This window comes from Janibacter sp. DB-40, assembly GCF_029510815.1.
In the GTDB taxonomy this organism is placed as follows: Bacteria; Actinomycetota; Actinomycetes; order Actinomycetales; family Dermatophilaceae; genus Janibacter.
This window is the reverse complement of the sequence record NZ_CP120360.1, coordinates 1,369,252-1,380,755: the sequence shown is the minus strand read 5'-3', so window position 1 is coordinate 1,380,755 and position 11,504 is coordinate 1,369,252. Positions and strand designations below refer to the sequence as shown.

Below are 11,504 nucleotides of genomic sequence, written 5' to 3'. Positions count from 1 at the left end.
AAAGCAGTTGATTTCTTGACGTGATACGCGTGGCTGCTTGCACAGCTCATCGTTCCCTTCCAGCAATTGAGTCAATTCGGCCTTGAGGAGTCGCACTGGGGCAGGGTCGCCCCCGTGAGAGGCGATCTTGGCGCGTAACTCGCTTGCGAGTCCGTTGGCCGATGGGTGAGCTGCCACCGTTGCGTCGGGGTCGTGCGTCGCCTTGAGGTGCTGGCCGTGGTCGATCAAGTCTCGGATCGGTGGGGCGGACTCCATCGTCTCGACCTGCTCGTTCCACGTAGGGAGCCGCTGGAGGCACGCGATGCGTGACACAGCCGGGACGCCGAATTCCGACACGTGCTTCCCGTGGAGGAGGACCGACCGAGCGTCAGTAGCCTGCGCGCCTAGCGCCGCCCGCAGAAACGCCGCAACGAGCGCATCCGATCCGAGGAACCGAGCGCATCCGCCACGAGCTGAAGCCGTCGGAGCGCTCGATTCACCCCACGTGCTGACCTGCCCCACCGCACCTCCTCCATTGAAATGCCACGATGCATCGGAACCTATCCGACGCCACCGACAATGAGCAGCACGTCTGTCTAACCATTTGGCATACCGCCTACTGAAGTGCAAGACGCCGCTACGAGGTGGACTGGGAATCATCCGTGGGCGTCAACGCCTGGCCAGTGAAGGCCAGAGCCGCGACAGCGCCACCAGCCACAAGGGCCTTCTGACCCGCTTCCTTCCCGGCTGTCCGCCTTTGTTGCGGGTCACGCACAGCCTCACGCCACCGGATCGCACTTAGCGGTCTGCGAGCGGACCCGATCCCCAGAGGGGCGTGAAAATCCTCCACAATCTCCGCCGTGGCATTGAGCCAACCGATCACGGAGCGCGCCGCGCGAGCATGAAGAAGGATGTTGTCGTTGGCTATCGCACCGGCTGCATCCAACCGGGACATGAGCCGACTCGTGCTGCCGAGCACAGCTGCTCGCCGCATCTCCCGTGCCGCTGCGACGCCAAGCCGGTGACCTTCAAGGTTCTCAGGGGCCGTACTAAGGACGTAGTCGAGCTCGACCACCCGGAAACTGTCCTGGAGCTCAAAGCAGCGAGCGAGGATCGCGAGTTGAACTGCAACCTCACCGTCGATGCCCCGTGCCGCTCGCTTTAACTCGCCGGTCTTGGTCTTGCCATCCATATTGTCTGCGAGTGCGCGTAGGTCAAGGAGCGCCTGATCTTGCACGTTGAAGATCGTGGTCGAGACCCCGCTGACCTTGTCCCACACCGTCTTCGGGTCACCGCCCTGTGCATGAATAGTCATGGCCTCATCGATAGCGGCCCCAGCGCTCGTCATCCTGGCGAGCACGGCGTCCCGCTGCACGCGCCGTACATCATCAAGCTTCTCGTCGATGCGGACGAGCAGCTCCTTCAACTCGTGCGCCTCGACCTGCTGAGCGAGTTGACTCATGAGGCCACCCACGCCAGAGAGCACGGCAGGGTTCGACAGGAGCGAACTCGGACCATCCTCCACCTGGAGCCACTTGAGCGACTTCTTGCCAGTCTCACCGAGCATCGCATGGCTTACGCCCTTGGTCTTGGTCTTCATAAGACCGCCGGCATCTCGAAGCTGTTGTGCCGACTCGGGCGTCAATTTGAGGTACATCCCGGACTTCTCCACGATTTTGGCCACGGTTGTGAGAGTGTCACCCCCGGCCTGCGTAGCAGTGCGGAGCCTGCCGAGGTCGAACCGCTGAGCTTGCTCCCGAAGGCCCGCGTGATCGAGGAATCGCTCAACAGCCGAGGGGTTTCCCACGATCGCGACGCCATCGCCGTCACCGACCAGTTCAATCTCATCCGCCATAAAACACTCCCCTATTAATCCCTTCGTCACCGCGATGTGGCTCACGCCCTCCATCGTGCGCCTAACCTTCGCGACAGCAGCGACGCCCCGATGACCCAATCACCTCGGCCTAGTGAACATTACCGCTCTGATGGCCATCTCATGCTGACGCGTGCGCAGTCGCCTACCGCCCTATGCGAGGAAGGATCGAGCTCACAAGTGAGACTTTGCGCACCGCCCTGAATCGGCAAGACGGGTAGACCTCTGCCGACGAGACATGTGCGCCACTGCATGAGCCTTCGTCGGCGCTAGAGCCGGATCACCTGTCAGGCAAGACCTCCCTGAGGACGGACAGAACCTCGATTGGATGAAGCGTCGGGCATAGCCGCGCAGACCCCTTCGTCGCGGTCTCCACATCCACACCGCCGATCATGGCGTAGGCGATGCCCACCGTGGGGGTTCGCGACTCGGCGGCCACGCAGTGGATGAGGACCTGGTGGCCTTCGGCCCGCAGGTCGGCCACGGTCCGGGCAGCGTCGGTGATGACGTGCTCGACGTTGAGATTCGCCTCGCGCTCTGGTTCATCGATGAGGCGGAAGGGCACCTGAAGCACGCCAGCTGGGACCTGCTTCGAGCCAGTGAGGCAGAGGCTGACCACGGCAGTGATCTCCTGCGGCAGGTCGTCGAGCGCCTTGACGTTGCCGAGCCACACCCCTTCGTCAAAAGGGTGCTGCACGAGGACCGGCAGGTGGGCCTGCCAGTACGGGATGTACTCGCAGCCGGGCCAGCCGTACCCGTTGGGCTCTCCGCCGCGTGTCGCGAGGAAGGCGAGCTCGACGAGGTCCTCCGCCGTACGGCCCGGGTAGCCGTGGACGATCCGACGCCATGCAGCGGGCACCGCCGAGGCTCCCCACCGAGCACCGAGGAGGCCGCCGGCGATCGCCGCGACGGTGTCGGTGTCGTTGCCGATCCGGATCGCGGTGTCGAGGGTGTGCTGCAGGTGCAGGCACGCCATCTCGTCCGGGACCGGCGTGTGGTGGATCGCCGACCACGCCGCCTGCAACGCGCTGACGACGTAGCCGTTGGGGGTGAAGATCGACGGATCCTGGGACTCAGCTTCGTCGATGCGAGCGGCCCAGAAGACCTGGGCTTCGCTCGACAGGTGAGGCAGCCCAACGCGCACGTTCAACGGGACGCGGCGCTCTGTCGGTCAGCTCTGTGGCGGTCGCGCCGAAGGACATCGTCGGCTTGGTGCTCAATCAGATCGAAACTGCTGCCGCGAAGCTGGCCCGTATAAATCTGGTACCGCGCTAAGCAATCGACTGACTCTGAAGTTCGTAAATCACCACGAAAATCTCTATTTTGAGCAATTCAGTGGCTATCCCCGCGTCGCTCGTTGATACATATGCGGAGGACAATATGAACACGAATACTCACGCCCTGCACGCACGCGTAAATGCGTATCGAATAAGGGTGCAGGAATTATTCGCGCCTGCACCCTCATTCGTTCGATCAAACGTCTAGATCCGCCATATGCAAAATCCCTGTCTGATCTGGCCCGAGGTAGAGGCGCAGGTCGACCCGCGACTGGATACCCATCGCCCACCGGGCAGAGTCGACGATCTCATCTGCGTGGACACGGACGCTGGGCCGAGCGTCGGGCTTGTGCACGACCAGCGACTCCCACGTCTCGCCCTTGACTCGGACCTCAACGACGATGTCGTCGCTCGGCACCCACGTGTACGTGGTCAAGTCATCTCGTACGCTCATCATCGGCTCCGGCAGGTCGGTGTCGTGGCGAATGAGGTTCTTCGCGCGGATGGCGGCAACGCTTGGTTGGCCCTGCTCGCCTTGGATGTCGTGGCGTTGAACCTGCACGATCTCGTACGGGCCCCAGCACTCCTGCAGGTAATCGGCCAGACGCATGCCCTGCTCCCGCTCCTGCGAGATCTCCCAGTTCTCGAAGCCGGTGATGTCCCAGGCCTCGAGGTCCTCGCGCGCGCTGGCACGCGTCACGCTGTAGCCCAAGTCGTCGCAGATCTCACCCTCCTCGAGCAAGAGCCATACGCTGTCGGGGACGCTTCCACCCCGGTGGATCTCGTACTTCGTGTCCTCGATCTCGAGGATCGACGAGTAGCGGCCGCGCTGTCCTCCTGCTGACTGGGAAGCCAGCTCGTCGACACGGCTGCGAGCATCTTCTTCGGTGACGTAGAAGCCTTCATCGAGGTCGGAATTGACAAGAAAAATGGAACTCATGAGGAGCCTTTCATCGGAAGGAATTGAAGCAGCAATTCCCCTTGCACCTTCTAGGTCTATTTTAGCGTCATTCCACCAACCAACCAAGGCGGAAAACCCCCGCTCACCCTCGGCAAATCTATCTGGATTCGAAGGGCTCTCGGCCGACGTTGTCGGTGGTCAACGGTAGGTTTATCACTATGCACATCAGTTCGTCAGCGCCCAACGATTCCGTCCCTCTCGACGACCTCACGACGGTCCTCGAGTGGGCTCGATTCTCTGCGGGCGCAGGGACGTGGCGAGGCGTCGAGCAGGTGCTGACCCGGCCGGCTCCTGCTGATGTCACCGAGGCGGTGGAGCGTCTGCGCGACACCGAGATCGCGCCAGCTGACGGGCAGGACCCCATGGACCTGCTGAGCGAGTGGCAGCAGGGTCTCGACCCGCGAGAATCGGACATTCTCACCCACCGCCTGCTCAAGCTCGGGCCAGGTCGCAGGACCCTTGATGAGATCGGCCAAGCGCATGGCGTGACCCGTGAGCGGGTGCGACAACTCGAGTCGCGCCTCCTCACGCGCTTCCGGGAGAAGCTCGCACAACCTCGATTTCGTGCGGTCCGGTGGGCCCTCTTTCAGTTCGAGTCGGGTCTGGGTGCCTTCGCGCCGGAGGCAGAGGTGCCACTCGACGAGGATTCCGCCGACGCGGGAGCCTTCCGACTGATGCTCCACGTGAGCGGCTACGTCCACGACGCCGAGCTCGCCGCCATTCGCCGTAATGACTTCCGGCTCCCGCAACCTGATGCGTTGCCGCTCGTGGGCGAGGGCCCGGTCGTCGACGAGGCGGGACTCGAGGAACAACTCACTCAGGATGGTGTCGCGCTCCAGCACCTCCCCTTCGCCATTGAACATATTGCCGGTATCCGTCGCCTCGAGGGGTCACTCGTCCTGTGGCCTCGCAACATCGCCCGCAAGGGGGTCGCTGTCCTCGCCCTGCGGGGCCGACCGATGACCACGGACGAGATCGCGGACGTCATCGACGAGGACTTCAACAGGCGAGGATTCCGTGACCGGGTCTTCAACGAGCCGCGGGTCATGCGGTCCAGTCGCCACCACGTAGCCCTACGCGCGTGGGAACTGCCGGAGTACGGAGGGGTCGTTCCTGCGATGATCGAGCGCCTGGGAAGTGGTCCGGCTGTCTTGTCCGATCTCGCGCAGGATCTGTCGATGGCCTTCAAGGTCTCGCCCAACTCGGTGTTGATGTACAGCGCAGCACCGGTCTTCCGCACCCACAAGGGCATGATCGAGTTGCGGCCGGCTGACGACCCCTTCGTCCCGACCAACGCACCGGAGACTGTCGCCGGCCTCTATCGCCTCGACACGGACCGGTTGGCCTGGCACCTGCGCGTCGACCACGACGTCCTGCGCGGTAGTGGTCGCGCCGTGCCCGACGAGATCGGCATCTTCCTCGCCGGCGCTCCCCCGCTGTCGCTGCAACTGAAGAACACTGGCAGGGACATCGCCTTCACGTGGGCGGAGACCAGTCACGTGGGGCCATCGATCGGATCCATCCGCGAGCTCGCTCTCGGGGCCGGGAGCCACGAAGGGGTTCTGCTCCGGCTTGTCCTCGACCGGACTGACCACTCCGTCACAGCCCACGTCGTCGAGACCACCTCCCCGGACGGCGATCCGCCAGAGATGCTCGCCCAACTCACCGGGATCGGCGAGCAGCACCTCGCGAGCCAGACGGCATTCGCCAAGACCGTCGGCGCGGGCCACGACGATCTTGTCGAGCTTCTGCGCAGTCGCGGTGACGGTGCCGTGGCCGACCTCGTCGACACGCTTCCAACGCACTGAGACGACAGGGGGGACATGATGAAGGCCGCACCGGGGACCGCCACCCACGTATCGACGTCAGAGCAGGCGCGCCACCTTGCCCAGCGCATCACCGATCCGCAGCGCCGCCACCCCTTCGTCGTCATCACGAAGGATGACTCGGGCACGTCGAGCTTCAACGCGGACGACATCGCTGCCACTCTGCGGATCCACGCAGACGTCTGGGTCGTCAACTCAGGGTGCACCTGGGATCTGAACGAGAGGCTGGGGCCCCACAAGGTCTTCGGTGACGCTGCCGCGGTCTATCCGCCGCTGGCCGGCGACGACCTGCGGAGCACAGTCCGTACAGGGAGCAGCGGGGCAGCGAACGAAGACATCGTCGCGACCGCGCGCGAAGCCGCCCCAGGCAGGGCTGCTCGGCGATCGACCGTGACCCACGAAGCCGAGGAAACGACGGGGAGCACACGACCGAGCGGCGGTCTGCACCTCGCAGACACCGCCGCGAAAGTCGACGCGCTCGCCCACCATCTGCTCGACCCCACCCGCGACCGTCCTCTCGCCGTGGTCACCATCCCTTCGAACCGCACGAAACCGTGGATCGACCCGCAGGAAATCGTCACCACCGTGGGCTCGGGTGCGGAGGTGCACCTCCTCGAGACGGGGCCGCGAACCTTCCAGCTCACCTCCCACCTCAACCGGACGGCAGGTGTCTACGGGGGCGCTGGCCGCGTCTACGACGTGGGCCAGGAGTGGCTGGCCAATCCATACCTCTCGCCCCTGCGATTCGCCTACGACCAAGTCGAAGGGATGCGTGCGTGCGCCGACCTCATCAGTGATCTCGTGGGCGCCCTCGCCCGGACGGGCCATCTTTCGACACAGTCATCGGTGACGACGAAGCGGGTCACCGGCGAAGTGGCCGGGCTCGTGCCCCCGTCGCGCGCCTTGGTCCGGTTGGACAACGGGGACATCGCCACGATCTGGGCCGAATTGGTCAGCCCCGGTCTCGACATCGGCGCCATCGTCGAGACGGGGTTGGCCATCTCCGGCGAGTACGACCCGGAATCGCGCAGGGTCGACATCAGCGAGATGCTGCGGTCGTCCAGCGACGTACGTGCCGAGCTTTCGGCGGGTGTCGTCATCGCCGCATCTGTCAAGGACGTCACTGCGAGCGAGGTCGTCCTCGTCCCGTATCCCGGGGTGACCTCGACCCTCTCCGCGGCCGCCGTCACCGGCTACGAGCTCGACGACCTCACCGAGTTGCTCAGCCCGGACGAGGTCGTCCCCGTTCGCTATCTCGGTCCTGGACTGGAGGCGGCGTCATGGTCGCTGAGGATGGCAGATGTCGACGACGACGAACCGGTCGTGCCTGTGGCACTCGTGCCCGAGGGGCCCAGTTGGCTGACGGTCCCAGCACCGGGAGCTGACCCGACGGGGCCACAGGATGATTTGCAGCCTGCCGACGAGACCGGCGACGAGCGACTCAATCAGGCGCGACTCGAGAGCGCCTTGCGCGAGGCCGAGGAGCGGCTGGCGGAGTTGGCCGCAGACTCCGTCCGCAGCGATGACCTCGCGAGACGAAACGCCGAGCTCGAGATCAAGCTGAGGGCTCGCGACCTCGAGATCGACACCATGCACCGCGAGATCCGAGATGCCATGCGCAAGGTCTCGTCACTGGAACGTCAGCTAGAGCACGAGCGCATGGTGAGACGGCGAGCGGTGCAGAGGTCGAACAAGAGCAAAGGTGACGAGCAGCGCGAGCTCCAGGGATTCGCCGACCCAGAGCAGCAGTTGCGGTGGGACATCCAGCGGACGTGGGTCGAGAGCACCCGCCCCGAGGACAAGGACGAGTGGCGCCTCCCAAAGGCGTACGCCGTGGGACCGGACTTCTGCGAGTCCCTCCACGACGTCGAAGGGGTGAGCCGTGACCGGGTCCTGCATGTGCTGGTCCGCTTGCTGACCGGCCGGGGTGTGCCCGACGACCACCCTTTGAGAAAGAACAGGAGCGGCAACTCTCCGGCTGTCACCCGCGTGGTGGACGGGGTTGAATGGCTGTGTCGACGGGCGCCTCTACAGCAGTCGGCCCCGTCTGCGCGGCGGTTGAGCTACTGGCGCGACGACTCGGGCCGGATCGAGTTGTCGCGGGTTGCCGTCCACGATGACCTCACTCCGTGACCCGGAGTTGAGCCTTCGCGACACAGACCGATGAAGGCTCCCAGTTCCAAGAGCCCCTCAACTCTGCTCGGCATGAACGCCGTCAACGCATCTGATCTGACGATGACAGAGCGCCACTGGGCACGTGATACGGCAACATTGACCCGGTTGCGGCTCAGCAAGAAGTCCATACCCCGCGGCACGTCACCGTGGGACGAAGCGGTCATCGACACGAGTACCACCGGGGCCTCTTGGCCCTGGAACTTGTCGACCGTCCCCACCCGCACTCCGCTGAGACCCGCGCCAGCCAGCGCCTCACGGATACACATGACCTGCGCGTTGTAGGGCGCAACGACGAGGAAATCGCCTTCGCCCAGACCCCGCGGGGTACTCGCGTCATCGGGGTCGGTCCACTCCCGGCCAAGCAGCCGCTGCACCTTGGCGACGATCGCGTCGGCCTCCTCGCTCGAGTGGGTCCGGTTACCCGAGTGCGGGAGCGAGACGACGCCGATGCCGGGCTCCACCCCGTCGAGTCGGCGCTCCCCTGCCGCCGGCGCGGGCTGGAGCTCACCGTCGTAGGACAGGACCGAGACCGGCTCGCAGAGCGCGGGGTGCATCCGATAGGTCTCCGCGAGGAAGTAGCCATGGTCCCGGGGCAGGGTGTCGTGCTCCCCCATGATCCAGCCAAGTGCGGACTCGTCGACGGGCTCCGCGTGAGTGCCCTGACTGACTTGTGGCAGCTGCTGTGGGTCGCCCAGCAGGAGGAGCCTATCGGCCGCCACCGACGCGGCGAGCGTCGGAACGAGGGAAAATTGTCCGGCCTCGTCGACGACGAGCAGGTCGAGACTGCCACGTGGCACCGTCTTTTCGTTGGTGAAGTCCCACACTGTCCCCCCGACGACGCATCCCGTGTTTGCGTGCTCGTCGATGTACTTCGACACCTTGTCCACCAAGGACCACGTCGGGGTTGGGCTCTGCGTCTTCTTCTTGTCCTTGCCAACGAGAGCGGGGTCCAGGCCAGCCTTGACGACGCCGCCCAGCATGTTTTCGACGACCGCGTGCGACTGCGCGACGATCCCGATGCGCCACCCGTCCTCCTCGACGAGCCGCTTGATCACCCGCGAGCCGGAATACGTCTTACCAGTCCCAGGCGGGCCCTGCACGGCGACATATGAGTTGCTCATCGAACGCAGCGCATCGACGATGCTGTCGATCTGCGACTCGTGATGCGGCAGGGCAGCCCCCGCGCGATCTAGCCTCGGAGTACGACGAGCCAGCAGGTCAAAGGCACTCGTGCATGGAAGTGAGTGGGCCGAGGTCGCACGCTCGGCCACCTCTGCGATGGCCTCCTCGATGCTCTTGGTCTGCGGAGGAAACCCGGGTACCAGTGCGCACGGCAGATCCGCGAAAGTATCCGCTGCCGGGCGGCTCTCGGTGAGCAACAAGATGCGTGGGTCATCGGCGTCGACCTCGAGCCCTGCCACGGCTGCCGAGGCGAAGGGAGCGCCCTCCGGTCCCATACTCCTCGGCGGAGCGGGTGTCGGGTAGACGACCTGCACCTGGGCGCTCGGCGCACTTCCGGGAGCCCAATCGCCCACCAGACGGAGGGTGCGACGGGGGTTCTTGGCCTTCCCCTCGGGCACTGCCCAATCCGCGAAGACCTCGGCCGACTCGACGACGAAGACGTCACGACTCTCTGACCACTCGCTGATGGGATGGTTGAGACGCTCGAAGTGCTCCCACCAGAACTGCTTGCGCTCTCGACGGTAGTAGTCGAGAGATGTCGCCAGCATCGCGTAGGCCTGTTCCTCGGCAGTGCGATCCGGGCGCTGCTCCGGGCCGGACCGAGCCATGAGGGTGACGAAGAGGGGGTCGTGCTCCGAGAGCTCCTCCCCCTGCTCATCGATGGCGCGTGGACCGATCTGATCGCGCACGCCGGCCTCGGCAGCCCGCTCGAGGAGCCAGTCGCGCAGACGCAATGTCGAGAGGCAGTCGTACTCGTTGTAGTCGGCGAGGGAGACCAGTCGCCGGTCTGCCTCTCGGGGGTCTGTCTCCCGCAGGTCGCGGTACTCGACATAGGCCGCGATGGACCCGGCGCCGTCGGCGACGTCGCTCTCGCGAAGCTGGTCGCCCATGTAGAGAGGCTCGAGCTTCTTGATGCTGTAGGAGGGCTGAGAGACCCTGACGGATCCGCGCACCGTCGCGTACAGGTCGACGAAGACCTCGGAGCGAAGCAGGTCGTCGAGTTCCTTCTCCTTGGTCTGGTACCTCATCGCGAGGCGCTTGAGAGCCGTCGTCTCGTAGGGGGCGTAGTGGTAGACGTGCATGTCGGGATGGGCGGACCTGCGTGCGGCGAGGTCGTCCATGAAGGTCACGAAGGCCTCACGCTCCTCGGCCGCGGAGTGGGCCCAGGTCGCGGTGTAGACCTCGTCGGTATCGAGCACGCCCCACAGGTACTCCAAGCCAGCCCGGGTGGGGTCGCCCTCGTCGTACAGGGGGTCACCCTCGAAGTCGAAGAACACGTCGCCGGGCGAGGGTGCCGGCAGGCGGCTGAGTGTCTCGGCCGCCCCGTCGATCAGCTCGTAGCTCACGTCGCCGCCCGCCTGCATCTGCTGCCACTGCATGGCTGCCTGGGAGCGAAGCTTGGCGAAGGTCGCCTGCCTCATGCCTACAGGGGCAGTTGTCGCGGAGGCGAGCCCGCCGACTGTGTGGATGCCCGCCGACCGGAGCTTGCTCCGCTGCTCGGTGCGCAGCCCGGCGACCACAATCAGGTCGTCGGCGTCAGCGGCAGCCTGCTCGCACTCGGGGCATCGGGTGCACGCGACATAGCGATCGTCGCCCCATGTGACGGCCACTCCACCGGCCCGGTGTTCCGCGATGAGGCCGCGCAGTCGCTCCCTTCGCTCCGCGAAGACCGGCAGCACGTCGGCCGTGGGGAAGTCCGCCCGCGCACCGTCGCCCAGCAGCAGGGAGACCGTGGAGGACAGCGGCAAACCGGCGCGCTGGATCTGATCGGCGTAGGCACCGAGCTGGATGAGGGCCTTGGGCTTGGCGGAGCGCGCGATCTTGGCGTCACACACCCGCCACCCGTCGTCGGCACGCTCGACGAAATCGGCGTAACCGAAGAACTCACCATCGCAGAAGGTCGCTTGATAGAGCACGTCTGCTTCGGACCGGAAGGCCGCGAGCGTCGCCGATCTGGCGGCATCAATGCCATCCCGCGAGAAGGGGGCCGACACGTGGTCGAGGACCGCGACATCGCGATCTTGGAGCCAAGCGGTGAGGATGCGCTCCTCGTGCGCGATGCCAAGCCGGGCGATGTGCGCCTGAAGGGGATCCTCGGCGGCGGCAACCTTCGGCGACCACCCCATGGCGTCGTCGAGTCGACGGAGCAGCGCATACTCGCACACTGCCGCTGTGGTGAGGTCGCCCGCGCTCCAGTGGAGTTGGTCGCCGATGATGAACATGCGCTACCT

At 65.3% G+C, this 11,504-nt stretch carries 6 protein-coding genes; 2 read left to right on the top strand and 4 right to left on the bottom strand.

The features are described from left to right. Positions 1-616: 616 nt before the first annotated feature. The 3 genes from PVE36_RS06510 to PVE36_RS06500 all read right to left on the bottom strand — a co-directional run bounded on the left by PVE36_RS06510 (position 617) and on the right by PVE36_RS06500 (position 4,069). Positions 617-1,879, bottom strand: coding sequence for a hypothetical protein (locus PVE36_RS06510; RefSeq protein WP_277455364.1), 1,263 nt, complete (start codon positions 1,877-1,879; stop codon positions 617-619). 253 nt (positions 1,880-2,132) lie between these two features. Further along, positions 2,133-2,996: an ADP-ribosylglycohydrolase family protein gene (locus PVE36_RS06505; protein ID WP_277455777.1), complete on the bottom strand. Its 864-nt coding sequence runs from the start codon at positions 2,994-2,996 to the stop codon at positions 2,133-2,135. Positions 2,997-3,325: 329 nt separating this feature from the next. Beyond that, complete coding sequence (locus tag PVE36_RS06500) at positions 3,326-4,069, bottom strand: hypothetical protein (protein WP_277455363.1); 744 nt, start codon at positions 4,067-4,069, stop codon at positions 3,326-3,328. A gap of 179 nt (positions 4,070-4,248) precedes the next feature. Between PVE36_RS06500 and PVE36_RS06495 the strand changes: the two genes are divergently transcribed. Next, positions 4,249-5,898 carry a sigma factor-like helix-turn-helix DNA-binding protein gene (locus PVE36_RS06495; protein ID WP_277455362.1) on the top strand — a complete coding sequence of 550 codons (1,650 nt, stop codon included), beginning with the start codon at positions 4,249-4,251 and terminating at the stop codon, positions 5,896-5,898. An 18-nt stretch (positions 5,899-5,916) separates the two neighbouring features. Continuing rightward, the gene (locus PVE36_RS06490; protein ID WP_277455361.1) at positions 5,917-8,049 is read left to right on the top strand and encodes a hypothetical protein; all 2,133 of its coding nucleotides are present in this window, start codon (positions 5,917-5,919) and stop codon (positions 8,047-8,049) included. Here PVE36_RS06490 and PVE36_RS06485 read toward each other — a convergent pair. Continuing rightward, positions 7,980-11,495, bottom strand: coding sequence for a bifunctional RecB family nuclease/DEAD/DEAH box helicase (locus tag PVE36_RS06485; RefSeq protein ID WP_277455360.1), 3,516 nt, complete (start codon positions 11,493-11,495; stop codon positions 7,980-7,982). The genes PVE36_RS06490 and PVE36_RS06485 overlap by 70 nt on opposite strands. Positions 11,496-11,504: the final 9 nt, after the last annotated feature.

Bases quoted from the DNA above. Each gene is read 5' to 3' on its own strand.
- PVE36_RS06500 (WP_277455363.1), bottom strand. From the start codon at position 4,069: ATGAGTTCCATTTTTCTTGTCAATTCCGACCTCGATGAAGGCTTCTAC.
- PVE36_RS06485 (WP_277455360.1), bottom strand. From the start codon at position 11,495: ATGTTCATCATCGGCGACCAACTCCACTGGAGCGCGGGCGACCTCACC.
- PVE36_RS06495 (WP_277455362.1), top strand. From the start codon at position 4,249: ATGCACATCAGTTCGTCAGCGCCCAACGATTCCGTCCCTCTCGACGAC.
- PVE36_RS06490 (WP_277455361.1), top strand. From the start codon at position 5,917: ATGAAGGCCGCACCGGGGACCGCCACCCACGTATCGACGTCAGAGCAG.